Source organism: Pseudomonas sp. R4-39-08 (assembly GCF_003852275.1).
Taxonomy (GTDB): Bacteria; Pseudomonadota; Gammaproteobacteria; order Pseudomonadales; family Pseudomonadaceae; genus Aquipseudomonas.
In genome coordinates this window covers 3,389,144-3,403,611 of record NZ_CP027733.1, presented here as the reverse complement: position 1 = coordinate 3,403,611, position 14,468 = coordinate 3,389,144, and the positions used below count along the sequence as shown (strand labels likewise).

Genomic DNA, 14,468 nt, shown 5'->3' with positions numbered 1-14,468 from the left:
GGTGTATCAGCCAGCTCATGTATTGGCTGAACCACTGCCATCGGGGGCAAGCCCCCTCCCACATTTGATTTGTGGTGTATTTCAGATGCGTAGCGAGTCCAGCATCCGCTGTAACAGGGCATCACACCCTGCCAGCTGCTCCACGCTCACAAACTCATCCGGCTTGTGCCCCTGGTCCATGCTGCCTGGCCCGCACACCACGGTGGGAATACCCGCTGCATCAAACAGCCCACCCTCAGTGCCAAACGCCACGGTGCCAAACGCACTGGAGCCGCAAAACGACGCAATCAATTGCGCGGCCTGGCTGTGCTCACCGGTGACCAAGCCCGGGTAAGCCGACAACGCGGTGAACCGAATCGAGCTCTGCTTGCTCACGGCCTGCATGCGCGGCAGTACTTGCTGCATGGCGTAGGTGTGCAGTTCGTGCGCCACTTCACCCGGATCCATCGAGGGCAGGGCGCGTACTTCGAAATCAAACCGGCAGTCGGCGGGCACGATATTCAGTGCCTTGCCGCCGCTGATCACGCCGGTTTGCACGGTGCTGAACGGCGGATCGAAGCGAGGGTCCTGGTGTGCACGCAAGCGTTGGCCAATGCGCCCCAGTTCGCCGATCAACTCGGCGGCATGCTCGATCGCATTCACTCCGGACGGTGCATACGCCGAGTGGCACGCCTCGCCCTGTACATCGCAGCGCATCGCCAGCTTGCCCTTATGGCCGAGCACCGGTTTGAGCTCGGTCGGCTCGCCGATAATGCACAGCATCGGCTTCACCGGACGTTGCGCCAACACGTCGAGGAGCGAGCGTACCCCGAGGCATCCGACTTCTTCGTCATACGACAGGGCGATGTGTACCGGCAGGCGCAACCGCGCCTTGACCAACTCCGGCACCAGCGCCAGCACGCAGGCGATATAGCCTTTCATGTCGGCGGTGCCACGCCCGTACAGCTTGCCGTCACGCTCGGTCAGTTGAAACGGCGGCAACGTCCAAGGCTGCCCATCCACTGGCACCACATCGGTATGCCCCGACAACACGATGCCGGGTAATTCCACCGGGCCGATGCTGGCGAACAGGTTAGCCTTGCTGCGCGGCGCGTTGTAGATCAGCTCGCTGGCCACGCCGAACCCCTCCAGGTAGTCGCGCACGAACTCGATCAACTGCAGGTTGGACTCGCGGCTGGTGGTATCGAACCCCACCAGCGTCTGCAGCAACTCGCGGCTGCGGCTCATCGCTCATCTCCGGCCACGCCATAGCCTGGGGAGCGGTCGGGGGCGAGGGCGCGGTCGATGTAGTCCTGCACTTGCGGACGGTAGGCGTCCCACAGTGTTTGCAACTGACTGATGGGGGCTTCATCGGCCCAGTCCACGCGCAGGTTGATGATCGGCCAGGTCAGCTCACCCACCACCACCAGCGCGGCGGAATGCACCGGGCCGGCTTCGCCACCGGCGCCGATGGCGGCATGCATTGCCGCGAGCAAGCGGTCCGCCAACTGGCCTTCGCCATGTTCGAAGGCGCTGACCATCGCCTCGATCACCCCTTGGTCGGCGAGCATATTCCCCGCCGCCACGCATTGCTCGCCCGACAGGGCGTTGTGGGTGCCGAGGGTTTCGCTGCCGCTGAAATGCACGCTGCGGCCCAGGTGATCGATTGCGGTCAATTGGCGGTATTGGCTGTAGCCGTTGCGTGTCAGGGCTGTGTCGACGGCATCCGCCGGCGTGAGGCCTTGCTCCAGGCAGTCGAGCACTTCCGGGCCAAGGGCCGGCAGCGTGATGTTCTGGGTGGCGACCGCACCTACACCCGGCCGCAGCCATGGGCAACGCGCGCCCACGGCAATGCTCGAGGAGCTGATGGCGATGCCCAACTGGCCGGTCTCGGCGCAGCGACCGACGATTGAAAAGGTCATGGCTAGTCTCCTTACTCTGGAATAACCGCGATCACATCGATTTCCATCAACCACTGCGGCTGGCCAAGCGCTGAAACCACCAGCCCGGTGGAGATCGGGAACACGCCCTTGAGCCACTTGCCGACTTCCTGATACACCGGTTCGCGGTAGCGCGGGTCGATCAGGTAGGTGGTGGTCTTGACGATATGCGACAGATCGGAGCCCGCTTCCTCAAGCAGTTGCTTGACGTTGCGCATGGCTTGTTCGGCCTGGGCACGCGGGTCGCCCAGGCCGATCAGGTTGCCGTCGAAATCGGTGCCCACCTGGCCGCGCACATACACGGTATTACCGGCACGTACGGCTTGGCACAGGTCGTTGTCCAGGCTTTGGTTGGGGTAGGTTTCCTGGGTGTTGAACATGCGGATGCGAGTATGAGTAGGCATAAAAAAAACTCCGGCAAAGGGATCAGGCGCTGACAGGGGAGGGGCGAGCCACCGGGGCGGCTTCGCGGTACTCAAGGTATTGACGCTGAATGGCGATATGGTCGGCGACGTACTTGGCGTCGTGCCATACGCCCCAGATAAACGACGAGCCACGGCGCGACTGCCATGGCAACCCCAGGAAATAAATCCCGGCTTCGCTGGCTACGCCGCGCTGGTGCCGGGGCTTTCCAGCGGCGTCGAATGCGTCGACCTTGAGCCAGCTGTAGTCCACGGCAAACCCGGTGGCCCAGATAATCGAAGTGATGCCGGCCTGGGCAAGGTCTAGTTCCAGGATCGGATGCTTAATGCAGTCGGCATCGGGGAATACGCGGCGGGCGTCGGGCTCAAGCGGCAGGTCGAGGCCGTTGCGCTCTATGTAGGCATCGGCCGCATCCAGCAGGGCCAGGTAGTTTTCATCGCCACGGGCCAGATTCTCTACCAGGTTCGGTTGGAACGTGGCGACGCTGCCGTTAAACGCTTGGGTGAGGCCAACCAGGGTCATGCCTTGCTGGGCCAGTTCCCGAAAGTCGATGGTCTTGCCGCCGTGGGCGCCGCTCACCGCGATGGTCACGTGCTCGCGGCCGGGTTTCATCGCGGCCTGGTCCCACTCGCCCAGCACCCCCAGCCACCAGCAGAAATCCCGGTTGCGATAAGCCCGAGGCGGACGGTCATGGGCGCCGACCGACAGGTACACCTGACGACCGGAACGTTGCAGTTCATCGGCGATTTGTACGCCGGAAGAGCCCGCACCCACCACCAGCACGGCGCCCGCCGGCAGTTGCGCCGGGTTGCGATAATCGGCGGAATGCAGCTGATGCAGCGCGGTATCTGTCGGCGCAATCGCCGGAATCACCGGCTTCTGAAACGGCCCGGTGGCGGCCACCACGCGGTTGGCTTCGATCACGCCTTCGCTGGTGTGCACGGTAAAGCCTGGACGGCCTTCATTGCGCACCACCGACGTCACCTCCACGCCCGTACGAATCGGCGCATTGAACTTGCGCGCATAGGCTTCAAAGTAGTCCGCCACGCGCTCCTTCGGCGCAAAGCCATCGGGGGCCACATCATCGAATTCCAGGCCGGGAAAACGGTCATGCCAGGCCGGCCCGTTGGCCACCAGTGAATCCCAGCGCCCGGTGCGCCAGCGCTCGGCAATACGACTGCGCTCCAGCACCAGGTGCGGCACGCCGTGCTTGCTCAAATGCTCGCTCATGGCCACGCCGGCCTGGCCGGCGCCGACCACCAGGGTGTCGGTTTTTGTTATTGCTTGAGTCATGTGTCTGTCCTTGCGTCATGCAGTTGGATTCAACGTGGGCATGACTTCAAGGCTAGGGGGAGGGTGGTTTTTAATAAAATATTATTAAGCTTGGGAGTGAGCATAAATATCGGATGCAGCGTGTCTTGAGATAGCCTTCGGTGGAGGAGGTAGGGCGATTAATACAAACGGTTAAGGGTGGATTTTTTAAAGTCATGGAGAGGGTGAGTGCTGTGCTAGAGATAAAACGAGCCACACCAGAAGACGCTGACAGGGCGTTTGAGATTCGTCGCGAGGCCATTCGCAGTCAGTGCATTGGCGCCTACAGCGCTGAGCAAATGGCGCTCTGGACCCGAGGCCGCGCAAGCGACGGTTACAGCATCCTGATGGAAAAACTGTTCTACCTGGGGTGGGTGAACGGTGAAGCCGTCGTCACGGGCATGCTTGACCTGGCCAATAATGAACTCGGGGCGTTGTTCGTAAGGTCCGCATTCACCGGGCGCGGTTATGGCAAGGCAATGCTTGACCACCTGGAAGACGTTGCGCGGCAGCGGGCGGTTGCAGAGGTGGTGCTTGACTCGACGTTGAACGCGGTGAGCTTTTATAGAGCGTGCGGGTATGTGGGGCATGAGCAGGCGGTGTATCGCTCGCCAGCGGGACTGGTGTTGGCGTGTGTGCCGATGGTGAAAAAGCTTGCGCAGAATTCCAGTGCGGCAGGCGACCAAAGCGAGTGCCTGGTTACGTAATCGCCTGCTCCGTCGATCACCGTATAGCCCTGATCGTTCCCATGCTCTGCGTGGGAATGCCTTCCGGGACGCTCTGCGTCCTGCCAGCCACTGCGCTCAGGTGACGCAGAGCGTCACGGGCTGCATTCCCACGCGGGAGCGTGGGAACGATCTTTACAAACAGCGTCAGTTCAGCCCCATCGGTCAGGGTTTTGGCCTGTGCTTGCGAGCCGAAATTGTGCAGCGTGCGATAGCGTTCGTCCTGCCAGAACGCTTGCTCTACCCAGTCATAGACGGGGATGAAATGAAAGTGCAGCGCGAATCCAGGCATATGCCCGTAGCGGCTGATATACAGCCACGGCCGGGTTCGAGCCTCAATGCATCTTGCTGTGGTCCATCTGGCTGTGGTCCATCCCGTCAACACCCCGCGCAGCAGCCTTCACTTCAATGCTTTGCTCAGCGCCCTTGGCATCTTTTACCGTCAGGGTCAGCGGCACCTGGTCGCCTTCCTTGATCTGGCCGGTCAGGCCCATCAGCATGACGTGGTAGCCATTCGGGTCGAGGGTCACGGCTTTGCCGGCGGGCAGCGCCACCGAGTTCACCGGGCCCATGCGCATTACGTCGTCCTTCATGCTCATTTCATGGATCTGCACGTCCTTGGCCACGGGCGACGCTACGCGCAGCAACTGGCTGTCGCTGTCGGCGGTGACGGTCATGAACGCGCCGCTGGAGGGCTGGCCCGGCACGGTGGCGCGGACCCAGGCGTCGGTCACTTGCACCTGGGCGCTGGCGTGGGCGGCGAGGCCGAGCAGGGTGAGGCCGAGGGTGAGACGCTTGAGGTGTTGAACGGCAGTCATTAGCAGACCTCCATGACGGTGAGCAGGTCTTCTGCACACTCTTTAGCGGTAAGGGACGCCTGCAAGCCAAGGCGCAGGTTGCCACGGGTGTCGAACACGAAGCTGGTGGCGGTGTGGGACAGGGTGTAGGTGGCGCCGGCGGGGATCTTTTCATAAAAGATCCCGAATTCCTTGGCGGCCACGGCGATTTCCTGCGGGGTGCCGTAGAGGGCTTCGAAACTCGGATCGAAGGCCTTGACGTATTTGTCGAGAATCTCGGGGGTGTCGCGCTCGGGGTCCAGGGTGATGAACACCACCTGCATGATTTCACCGTCGCGGCCCATCAGCTTCTTGGCCTGGGCGGCGCGTGCCAGGGTGGTCGGGCAGACCGCCGGGCATTGGGTAAAGCCGAAGAACACCACGGGCATCAGGCCACGGTACGAGCTGAGGGTGACGGTTTCGCCGGCGGTGTTCTTGAGCTTGAAGGTGCGCCCCATGATCTTGTCACTGAGGTCCTTGCCGTACTTGAAATTCAGCTTGGGGCTGTAGTCACAGCCGCCCAGCAGGCTGCCCAGGCCCAACAGGCCCATGCCGGTCAGCACTTTGCGACGGGTGAATAACGTACTCATCAACTGTGCGTCCTGTGAAACGCCTGAATGGCTGTGCAGCGGCCCACCCGGCTTTGAAAAGGAGTAACGAGAAGGGTGCAGAGTCTACCAACCTTGGTCACCGCGCGTAATCTGCGACGTTCTGCCACAGGGCAGCATTGCGCTGCGTCCTTTTGCGGGTTCGGTGGTAGCGGCGGCGCATGAAAAGGGGCGTCTCGGTTTCCGATTAAGGCTTGGCTGACCGGTGTTCCAGTAACATCCCGAACTACTTTGCCTGCTCGAGTGCAGCGCCGTTACCGTCGCGATCATATTCATGATTTTTCAGTTGCGATGGAACGCGACAGGGCCTGTGAGCAGGCCTGTCGCTACCGCAAATCAGGGAAGGGTTTGAAAACAGCGGATCACGCGGCCAGTGGCTTACTCGCCAGAGACTTCTTGTAAGTTGCTTTCATCGCTTCCATTTGCGCGCCCAGCTCGTCCAGCTTCGCCTTGCCCAGCAGTTTCTTGGCCTGGGGAAACATCTCGGTTTCTTCTTCTTCGATATGGTGTTCCAGCAGCTCCTTGACCACTTTGACGCGGCCAGAAAACTCGGTGGAAGACGGATCGGTCTGCTTCAGGTCAGGCAGCACCAGTGAATCGACGGTGCGGTGCTCCTCCTTGGCTTCGTGGTACATGATGTCCTGTTCCTTACCGCCGGCTTCCCTGAAAGCCGGGTAGAGGATTTCTTCTTCCAGCTTGGTATGCAGGGTAATTTCCATCTCCAGCTTGGCCAGCAACTCGGTGCGTTTTTTCACCCCGCGCTCGGTGGATTCGCTCAGTTGGGTCAGCAGGGTCTTGACGCGTTCATGGTCGGCTTTGAGAAGGTCGATGGCATTCATGTGGAACCTCACGGGTAGTAGTCGGGCATGTCGAAACGCACGCCTCGTGAGTCAGAAGATTGCATGACGCGTACCAACTTTTCCGTAAAACAAATTGTCTTAAAAATTATATAGATAGCGTCAAGCTAGCGTTTCGCTGTCGTGCAGGTTGCATGATCGGTCGTTGCCGGGATTGCACAACGCACATTTACCGCGTTGGCCCAGGTTCCGGTTGAAAAAATCCAATGGAACCCTTGGCGCTTCTGCTTGACCTAAGCCTTAGACCTCAGGAGGTGAAACATGGAAATAAACTATATCTGGATCGTACTGGCGGTGATTCTGCTGCTCTTGGAATTGTGGGCGATCAATATCGTATTGCGCAGCACCGGGGGTTGGGAAACCAAGGGCTTGTGGGTGGTGGTGCTGGTCTTCGTACCGCTGCTGGGGCTGATCGCCTGGGCGATGTTCGGGCCCAAGCGTGAGATGGCGCAAGAGCGCAAAAACTAAAAACATTCAGCGATAAAAAAACAGGCGCCCATGGGGCGCCTGTTTTGGTTGCGACCTGAAGATCAGCCCGCGACTGCCTTGGCAATCGCTTCATTGAACGCCGGCAGATCGTCCGGCGTGCGCGAAGTGATCAAGGTCCAGCCATTGGCTTTGCATTCCTGCACCTGGGCATCGACCACGCCGGCGGCACCGGCGTTTTCCAGGTCGATACGCACGCTTTTATACGCGGTGAGGGTTTTGCCTTTGACCACGCCGGCGTCGATCAACGCCCACGGGCCGTGGCAGATCGCCGCGATGGTCTTGCCGGCCTGGGCGAACTCATTGATCAAGCGCAGCGCGGCGGCGTCCTGGCGCAGGGTGTCGGCATTCACGGTGCCGCCGGGAATGACCAGTGCATCGAAGTTGCCGCCGACCACATCCGACAATTGCGCGTCGGATTCCACGGTCTGGTCCTTTTCCGTATCGCCGACAAAGGTCTGGGTGGTGCCGCCTTTGCTGGAAGCGTGCGTTACCGTCGCGCCGTAGCTACGCAGGGTTTGCAGGGGCTTGAGCAGTTCGTCACGCTCGATGCCGGTGTTGGAGGTGATGACGAGGATGTGCTTGCCGTTGAGTTGCGAACTCATGGTCGAGTGTCTCCTTGGGTCATGGAAGGATTAATGGGCGTGTTTGGCTTGCAGCTCCTTGGCCATTTTCAGGTGCGCTTCCAGGGTTGGCAGCGTCTTGGTGGCGAAGGCCTTCAACTCGGCGTTGTCCGAGGATTCGGCTTCCTTCTTGAACAGAGCGACGGTTTTTTCATGGGCGTCGACCTGGTTGTTGGCGTACGCCTTATCGAACGACTCATCGCGCATTTCCAGGATGGCTTTCTTCGCCTTGTCGGTCAGGGCGGCGTCATCCGGTACTTCGATGTCGAGTTTTTTCGCCAGGGCCATCAGTTCCTGATTGGCTTTGGTGTGGTCAGTAATCATGTGTTGGGCAAAAGTTTTCACGTCTGCCGCGCTGCTTTTTTCCAGGGCCAGCTTGCCGGCTTCCACTTCGGTGATACCACCCTGGGCGGCATTGTCGACGAAGTCGTTGGACGTGGCGGCCATCGCGGTGGATATCGAGCCCGCAACCAGCGCGAATGTCAGGCCCATTTGTTTCATCAGTCGAGTCGTCATGGTGTCTCTCCTTGGGAAATGGCGTGATGCCGTTACGTCATGCTGTTACATCAGTGTTGAGCCACGCCCTGCGCAAAAGGTTTAAATTTTTTTTGCATGAATTGACCCAGCGGCCAACCGGGCAATTTCCTTGAACTAATCCAAATTCCCAGGGTTCTGCTGCATAGGGCCGCCGCTGTGGGTGGCCTGTCATTGCCAGGAGATAGCACTGTGACCGATCACACGCCCGCCGATAAAACCCCTGCACCCATCAGTTCCGAAGACGCGCAAAAAGGCCATGCCGACGGCGCCAAGGGGCAGACCCTGGAGCGTCCGAACCCCAAGACCGAAACCATCGACAAGGTCGTGACGCCAACCTCGATCAAGGACATCGAACGCCAGACGGATGCGATCAACGAGAAGCTCAGCAAGGGGCAGTGAGCATGGCCCGTTCCATCAGCGCGGCCGAGTTGGGCATCGCGCTCAAGCCCGGCGATGACACCGGCCTGTTCAAGTGGTTTATCGCCAGTTTCCTGATGGGCAAGCGCATTCAGGCGCCCATTGCCGCGCAAGCCTACAAGGTGATCGTTGAAGAGGAGGGCCGCGACACTCCGCGCAAGTTGCAACACTGCACGTCGCGTGAGCTGGTGGCGATGTTGGGGCGTGCGCACTACGTGCGCTACGACGAAACCACGGCGCAGCGCCTGTTGGACCTGAGTGCGAAGCTCAACGCCGAGTACAGCGGCAAGATCACCCGTATGCTTGAGGCCAGCGATAACCGTCAGGCGTTCGAAAAACGCCTGGGTGAGTTCGAGGGTGTCGGCCCCAAGACCATCGAGATTTTCATGCGCGATGCCGCCACGGTGTTGTTTTGACAGCACCTCTGTATGTGGGCTGCGCCGGCTGGAGCTTGCCCCGCGAGCATTGGCCGGCGTTCGCTGAGCAGGGCACGCATTTACAACGCTATGCCTCGCGTTTCAACGCGGTGGAAATCAACAGCTCGTTTTATCGGCCTCACCTGCCGAAAACCTACGAACGTTGGCGCGAGTCGGTGCCTGCGGGGTTCCGTTTTTCCGTCAAGATGCCCAAGCGGATCACCCACGAACTGCGCTTGCAGCAGTGTGGCACTGCCTTGGACGAGTTTCTCGCGCAATGCCTGCAACTGGACGAGAAGCTGGGTTGCCTGTTGGTGCAGCTGCCGCCGTCCCTGAGGTATGAGCCGCTGGTTGCCGGCGCTTTTTTCGAGGCGCTGCGCCAACGGTTTGCCGGTACCGTGGTGCTGGAACCGCGCCATGCCAGTTGGCTCGTGGCCGGAACTCTGTTGCAGTCGCTCGAAATCGGTTGGGTCAGCGCCGACCCTGCGGTGATCGCTGCCGGTGATGCCTGGCACGGCGTGCGTTATTGGCGTCTGCATGGCTCGCCGCGGATTTATCACAGCGCCTATGGGCACGAGCGGGTGCAGGCGTATGCGCGGTTGCTGCGCCAGTCGATTGAAGAGGGCATTCCCACCTGGTGCATTTTCGACAATACCGCCAGCGGCCATGCGGTCGCCGATGCCCTCGACCTGCTCGACGTCTACCCGCACCTCGACGCTCGGCAAGGCTTATAAACGCAACGGCTGGTTAGCTGGGCGAGGGCCGGGTACTCTTTGTTTTCAGTTCAGGGAGAGGTGACCCGATGTCGTTGATCACAACCATCGAAGACTTACGCAAGCTTGCGCAAAAACGTGTCCCCCGGATGTTCTACGACTACGCCGATTCCGGCTCCTGGACTGAGAGCACCTACCGGGCCAATGAAAGCGACTTTGCCCGGATCAAATTCCGTCAACGCGTGGCGCGCAATATCGATGAGCGTTCGATTCGCGCCAGCATGATCGGCCAGGACATGGCCATGCCGGTAGCCCTGGCACCCACCGGCTTGGCGGGCATGCAGCACGCCGATGGCGAGATTCTCACCGCCCGCGCCGCTGCGGCGTTTGGCCTGCGCTATACCTTGTCGACCATGAGCATCTGTTCGCTGGAAGACATCGCCGAGCACGTCGGCCAGCCCTTCTGGTTCCAGTTGTATGTGATGCGCGACCGTGGGTTTATCGAGCGTTTGATCGAGCGGGCCAAGGCGGCTGGCGTTGATGCGTTGGTGTTGACGCTGGACCTGCAGATCCTCGGGCAGCGCCACAAGGACCTGATCAACGGCCTGTCCGCGCCGCCCAGGCTGACCCTGCCGAACATCCTCAACATGATCACCAAGCCGCGCTGGGTGATGGGCATGCTGGGCACCCAGCGACGGGGCTTCGGCAATATCGTCGGGCATGTGACGGGGGTGGCCGATATGAGTTCGCTGTCGGCGTGGACCGCCCAGCAGTTCGACCCGCGCCTGAGCTGGGACGATGTGGAGTGGATCAAGAAGTGCTGGGGCGGCAAGCTGATCATCAAGGGCATCCTCGATGTGGAGGACGCGCGCCTGGCGGCCAATACCGGCGCCGATGCGTTGGTGGTCAGCAACCACGGCGGCCGCCAGCTGGATGGAGCGCCGTCGAGCATCAGCCAGCTGCCGGCGATTGTCGAGGCGGTGGGCAATCGGATTGAAGTGTGGCTCGACGGGGGGATTCGCTCCGGCCAGGATGTACTCAAGGCCATGGCACTAGGCGCCAAGGGCACCATGATCGGGCGCCCGCACCTGTATGGCTTGGGGGCGATGGGCGAAGCGGGCGTGACAAAAGCGCTCGAGATCATCGCCCGTGAGTTGGATGTGTCGATGGCACTGTGTGGCTATAACGATATACGCGAGGTGAATCGCGAGATCTTGCTGCCTGGCACGTTTCCTGACGGCGCGTGATGCGCAAAAAAAACCTGAAAAAGTAAAAAGAGTTGTCCACGAAAACCGTGGGTATCTCTGTGGATAACTTTGCAAGGGCCCGGCAGCGTTGGCGATTTAACCTGCGGTCAATATTTGATCAACTTGCAATGTGGGCCAATATGGCCAGGGTTTGCGCTTGACAGGCCTGAGCGAACCCAGTGCCGAAAAGCGCATTTATGGGTCGCCCACGCGGCCTGTGGAGTGCGTGACCAGCGGTGAAGGCATGCTCGTTTGCATCAGCTTGTGCAGCGCCTGGCCATAATCGCGCCCGGCCAGGCTCATGCTGTTGTTATGACTGGCACCCGGCACCAGTAACAGCCGCTTGGGCTCCTGGGCGGCTTCAAATAATTGCTGGCTGAAACGCGGTGGCACGTAGCGGTCATCGAGGCCATGCACCACCAGCAATGGCATATGGATATCGGCCATCTTGTCGATGGAATCGAATTTCTGCGAGAGCAACCAGCGTACCGGCAACGAGGTATTGGCAACCGCCGTGGCAACATCTCCCAGGGAAGTGAACGTGGATTCGATCACCAGCCCGCGCACCGGCAGCGGTACCTGCTTACTCAACTCTGCGGCGAGGTCGATGGCCACCGCGCCACCCAGGGAATGCCCGTAGAGCAGGCGTTTTCCGGGGTCGGGTTGCAAGGTCTGGAAGCGCTCCCAGGCGATGCGTGCGTCTTCATATACCGTGGTTTCCGAAGGCAGGTCGCCCTGGCTTTTGCCAAAACCGCGATAGTCGATGGCCAACACCGAAAAGCCCATGGCATGCAATTGTTCGATGCGAAACAGCTGGCCGGTGAGGTTCCAGCGTACGCCGTGCAGGTAGAGAATGGCGGGCGCATCTTTCTGCGCGGCCGGGTACCACCAGCCATGAATATTCTGGCCGGCTTTGAAGGCGGCGGGCTTGATATCGAACTCCTGTACGGCATTGGGCAGCCCGGTGTACCAGCCTGCAGTGCCCGGCTCAATGCGAAATACCAGTTCGCGCTCCTTGTGTTGCAGCACGGCGCAGCCCACCGGCAGGCCGACGATCAACACGGCCATGCACAGCAGCGCCAGCCAGCGCAGGCCCCGGCGGGGCATAGAACGAGATGACATGAAGGTTCCATTACAAAGGGCGAAGCACGGGTTGTACCAGATGGCCCGGGCGGGGGAGAAATTAATGCGACGGCCGTGACCCAGGATTGCTTGCAAAGTGTTGCAGCGATGCAGCGGGGCGACCGGCTTGACGCTGCATGACCTGCACGCGATGCTCCGTTTCTTTGAGCAAAGGCCCGACCATGGACAACAGCCCCGTGCGCATCACCGCCGAAGAAACCCTTTCGGACAACTGGTACCTCCTGAAGAAATACAGCTTCGAGCTGCGCCGCCGTGACGGCAGTTGGCAAGCCCAGACCCGCGAGGTGTACGACCGGGGCAACGGTGCGACCATCCTGTTGTACAACCGCGAGCAGCGCACGGTGCTGCTGATCCGCCAGTTCCGCATGCCCACGTTTGTCAACGATTACGCCGGCTACCTGATCGAAGCGGCGGCCGGGTTGCTTGACAACGCCAGCCCCGAAGAGCGCATCCGCCTGGAGGCCGAGGAAGAAACCGGCTACCGCGTGGGGCATGTCGAGAAAATCTATGCGGCGTTCATGAGCCCGGGGTCGGTGACCGAGCGGATTCACTTTTTTATCGGTGAATACCAGCCGGGCGACCGGGTTGGGGCTGGCGGCGGCCTGGCGGAGGAGGGCGAGGATATCGAAGTGCTGGAACTGGGGTTCGAGCAGGCGCTGGAGATGGTGGCCAGTGGGGAAATCGTGGATGGCAAGACCATCATGCTGCTGCAGCATTTGGAACTGCGCATGTTGAAAGAACGGTGGTAGCTCGATCGAGCATGAAGATCAAAAGGTGGAGGCTCGCTCCAGTCAACTATAGGAGCGAGCTTGCTCGCGAAAAACGTCCAGGCAGCGCGTTCATTCTGAATAACCGCGGAGGCGCTGAGTTCTTCGCGAGCAAGCTCGCTCCTACAAAAAGCCTTAACTGGCTGGCATCAGGGCAAGCCCCCGCCGACTGACGGCTATTGTCAGAAATTTCCCACAAGAGTACAAATGTACTCCATGACGACCCTGACCCCCCGCCGCACCGCCATCCTGACCTTCATCCGCGAGCGCATCGCGCAGCAAGGTCAGCCTCCGAGCCTCGCCGAGATCGCCGAGGCGTTCGGCTTTGCCTCGCGCAGCGTCGCCCGCAAGCATGTGGTGGCCCTGACCGAAGCCGGCTTTATCGAGGTCAACCCCAACCAGGCCCGGGGGATTCGCCTGCTCAACCAACCGCCGCGCCCGGAATGGCTGGACATCCCGGTGCTCGGCCGTGTGGCCGCAGGCCTGCCCATCGGCGCGGATGCCGAAGTGCACAATCGCCTGCAGCTGGACCCCGCCACCTTCGCCAAGACCCCGGACTACCTGCTGCGCGTGCAGGGCGATTCGATGATCGAAGACGGCATTCTCGATGGTGACCTGGTGGGCGTGCGGCGCAGTGCCGAGGCCTTGAACGGGCAAATTGTGGTGGCGCGCCTGGACGGTGAAGTCACCATCAAGCGTTTCGAGCGCCATGGCGACAAGGTGCGCCTGCTGCCGCGCAACCCGGCGTATCAACCCATCGTGGTCGGGGTCGATCAGGACCTGGCCATCGAAGGGGTGTTCTGCGGCCTGGTGAGGCAAGGCTGATGGGCGCCGTGGTTGCCCTGGACTCGCTGTTCAATGGCGGGCGAGTCTGGAAGGGTCGGCCCGCCGCGCCACCGGCCAGTGTGCATCCCACCGGGCTTGCGGCGCTGGATGCGGTGCTGCCCAGCGGCGGCTGGCCGGAGGCGGCCTTGAGTGAAATCCTGATGGCCAAGGACGGTGTGGGCGAGCTGCAACTGGTGCTGCCAACCCTGGCGCGCTTGTCGACGATGGGCGAACGTATTGTGCTGGTGGCACCGCCCTACACGCCGTATCCCCATGCCTGGCAGAACGCCGGGGTAGATGTGCGTCAGCTCGCGGTGATCCAGGCCCAGGAGCACGACGCGCTGTGGGCGGTGGAGCAATGCCTGCGCTCCGGCAGTTGTGGCGCGGTGTTGTGTTGGCCGCGCAAGGCCGATGACCGTGCCTTGCGCCGTTTGCAGGTGGCCGCGGAAACCGGGCAAACCCTGGCGTTTGCCTGGCGCGCCTTGAGTGAAGCGATCAACCCATCGCCGGCCGCTTTGCGCCTGGCGGTCGAGGCAAGGCCTGCGCAAGTGCGCGTGCTCAAATGCCGGGGCGGCCTGGCCCATCCGGCGCCGATTGCCCTGGCGGGGCATTGAG

19 protein-coding genes and 1 pseudogene are annotated in these 14,468 nt (G+C 61.1%); 9 read left to right on the top strand and 11 right to left on the bottom strand.

What is annotated here, in order from left to right:
• Positions 1 to 81: 81 nt before the first annotated feature.
• From argE to C4J88_RS15695, 4 genes are read right to left on the bottom strand one after another with little or no spacing between them, the layout of a single operon-like run.
• Complete coding sequence (gene argE / locus C4J88_RS15710; RefSeq protein ID WP_124407499.1) at positions 82 to 1,227, bottom strand: acetylornithine deacetylase; 1,146 nt, start codon at positions 1,225 to 1,227, stop codon at positions 82 to 84.
• Positions 1,224 to 1,901 (bottom strand): DUF1028 domain-containing protein, encoded by a 678-nt coding sequence (locus C4J88_RS15705; protein ID WP_124407498.1) that lies wholly within the window; start codon positions 1,899 to 1,901, stop codon positions 1,224 to 1,226. Before C4J88_RS15705 ends, argE begins: the two co-directional genes overlap by 4 nt.
• Positions 1,902 to 1,912: 11 nt before the next feature.
• Positions 1,913 to 2,323 (bottom strand): RidA family protein, encoded by a 411-nt coding sequence (locus tag C4J88_RS15700; RefSeq protein WP_124404468.1) that lies wholly within the window; start codon positions 2,321 to 2,323, stop codon positions 1,913 to 1,915.
• A 22-nt stretch (positions 2,324 to 2,345) separates the two neighbouring features.
• Positions 2,346 to 3,635 (bottom strand): NAD(P)/FAD-dependent oxidoreductase, encoded by a 1,290-nt coding sequence (locus C4J88_RS15695; protein ID WP_124407497.1) that lies wholly within the window; start codon positions 3,633 to 3,635, stop codon positions 2,346 to 2,348.
• 212 nt (positions 3,636 to 3,847) lie between these two features.
• Here C4J88_RS15695 and C4J88_RS15690 point away from each other — a divergent pair, with 212 nt between their 5' ends.
• The gene (locus C4J88_RS15690; protein ID WP_124407496.1) at positions 3,848 to 4,360 is read left to right on the top strand and encodes a GNAT family N-acetyltransferase; all 513 of its coding nucleotides are present in this window, start codon (positions 3,848 to 3,850) and stop codon (positions 4,358 to 4,360) included.
• 16 nt (positions 4,361 to 4,376) lie between these two features.
• Here the strand turns inward: C4J88_RS15690 and C4J88_RS28125 are convergent.
• The 4 genes and pseudogenes from C4J88_RS28125 to C4J88_RS15670 all read right to left on the bottom strand — a co-directional run.
• Positions 4,377 to 4,724: pseudogene (locus C4J88_RS28125) on the bottom strand (hypothetical protein); the annotation flags it as partial.
• Positions 4,714 to 5,196, bottom strand: coding sequence for a copper chaperone PCu(A)C (locus C4J88_RS15680; protein ID WP_124407495.1), 483 nt, complete (start codon positions 5,194 to 5,196; stop codon positions 4,714 to 4,716). The gene C4J88_RS15680 and the pseudogene C4J88_RS28125, both read right to left, overlap by 11 nt.
• Positions 5,196 to 5,804 carry an SCO family protein gene (locus C4J88_RS15675; protein WP_124407494.1) on the bottom strand — a complete coding sequence of 203 codons (609 nt, stop codon included), beginning with the start codon at positions 5,802 to 5,804 and terminating at the stop codon, positions 5,196 to 5,198. Before C4J88_RS15675 ends, C4J88_RS15680 begins: the two co-directional genes overlap by 1 nt.
• Positions 5,805 to 6,184: 380 nt before the next feature.
• Positions 6,185 to 6,661, bottom strand: a complete 477-nt coding sequence (locus C4J88_RS15670) for a hemerythrin domain-containing protein (RefSeq protein ID WP_124370981.1) — start codon at positions 6,659 to 6,661, stop codon at positions 6,185 to 6,187.
• A gap of 279 nt (positions 6,662 to 6,940) precedes the next feature.
• Here C4J88_RS15670 and C4J88_RS15665 point away from each other — a divergent pair, with 279 nt between their 5' ends.
• A complete protein-coding gene (locus C4J88_RS15665) occupies positions 6,941 to 7,147 on the top strand; it encodes a hypothetical protein (RefSeq protein WP_124363189.1) in 207 nt (68 codons plus the stop codon).
• A 62-nt stretch (positions 7,148 to 7,209) separates the two neighbouring features.
• Here the strand turns inward: C4J88_RS15665 and C4J88_RS15660 are convergent, their stop codons facing one another.
• Together C4J88_RS15660 and C4J88_RS15655 are read right to left on the bottom strand one after the other, a co-directional pair.
• Complete coding sequence (locus C4J88_RS15660; RefSeq protein WP_124407493.1) at positions 7,210 to 7,770, bottom strand: type 1 glutamine amidotransferase domain-containing protein; 561 nt, start codon at positions 7,768 to 7,770, stop codon at positions 7,210 to 7,212.
• Positions 7,771 to 7,800: 30 nt separating this feature from the next.
• Positions 7,801 to 8,304 carry a DUF4142 domain-containing protein gene (locus C4J88_RS15655; RefSeq protein ID WP_124407492.1) on the bottom strand — a complete coding sequence of 168 codons (504 nt, stop codon included), beginning with the start codon at positions 8,302 to 8,304 and terminating at the stop codon, positions 7,801 to 7,803.
• A 210-nt stretch (positions 8,305 to 8,514) separates the two neighbouring features.
• On the opposite strand from C4J88_RS15655, the gene C4J88_RS15650 reads away from it, so the two are divergent.
• The 4 genes from C4J88_RS15650 to C4J88_RS15635 all read left to right on the top strand — a co-directional run bounded on the left by C4J88_RS15650 (position 8,515) and on the right by C4J88_RS15635 (position 11,118).
• Positions 8,515 to 8,724 (top strand): hypothetical protein, encoded by a 210-nt coding sequence (locus C4J88_RS15650; RefSeq protein ID WP_124363186.1) that lies wholly within the window; start codon positions 8,515 to 8,517, stop codon positions 8,722 to 8,724.
• A 2-nt stretch (positions 8,725 to 8,726) separates the two neighbouring features.
• On the top strand, positions 8,727 to 9,158 hold the full coding sequence (locus tag C4J88_RS15645) for a DNA methylase (protein WP_124370978.1): 432 nt from the start codon (positions 8,727 to 8,729) through the stop codon (positions 9,156 to 9,158).
• Positions 9,155 to 9,892, top strand: coding sequence for a DUF72 domain-containing protein (locus tag C4J88_RS15640; RefSeq protein ID WP_124407491.1), 738 nt, complete (start codon positions 9,155 to 9,157; stop codon positions 9,890 to 9,892). Before C4J88_RS15645 ends, C4J88_RS15640 begins: the two co-directional genes overlap by 4 nt.
• 68 nt (positions 9,893 to 9,960) lie before the next feature.
• Positions 9,961 to 11,118, top strand: a complete 1,158-nt coding sequence (locus C4J88_RS15635; protein WP_124407490.1) for an alpha-hydroxy acid oxidase — start codon at positions 9,961 to 9,963, stop codon at positions 11,116 to 11,118.
• A 195-nt stretch (positions 11,119 to 11,313) separates the two neighbouring features.
• On the opposite strand, the gene C4J88_RS15630 is transcribed toward C4J88_RS15635, so the two are convergent.
• Positions 11,314 to 12,240: an alpha/beta hydrolase gene (locus tag C4J88_RS15630; RefSeq protein ID WP_124407489.1), complete on the bottom strand. Its 927-nt coding sequence runs from the start codon at positions 12,238 to 12,240 to the stop codon at positions 11,314 to 11,316.
• 182 nt (positions 12,241 to 12,422) lie between these two features.
• Between C4J88_RS15630 and C4J88_RS15625 the strand changes: the two genes are divergently transcribed.
• The 3 genes from C4J88_RS15625 to imuA all read left to right on the top strand — a co-directional run bounded on the left by C4J88_RS15625 (position 12,423) and on the right by imuA (position 14,467).
• Positions 12,423 to 13,010: an NUDIX domain-containing protein gene (locus tag C4J88_RS15625; RefSeq protein ID WP_124367319.1), complete on the top strand. Its 588-nt coding sequence runs from the start codon at positions 12,423 to 12,425 to the stop codon at positions 13,008 to 13,010.
• A gap of 225 nt (positions 13,011 to 13,235) precedes the next feature.
• A complete protein-coding gene (gene lexA / locus C4J88_RS15620) occupies positions 13,236 to 13,853 on the top strand; it encodes a transcriptional repressor LexA (protein ID WP_124367318.1) in 618 nt (205 codons plus the stop codon).
• Entirely contained in the window at positions 13,853 to 14,467 is a 615-nt protein-coding gene (imuA, locus tag C4J88_RS15615; RefSeq protein ID WP_124407488.1) for a translesion DNA synthesis-associated protein ImuA, read from the top strand. The genes lexA and imuA overlap by 1 nt, the downstream gene beginning before the upstream one ends.
• Position 14,468: the final 1 nt, after the last annotated feature.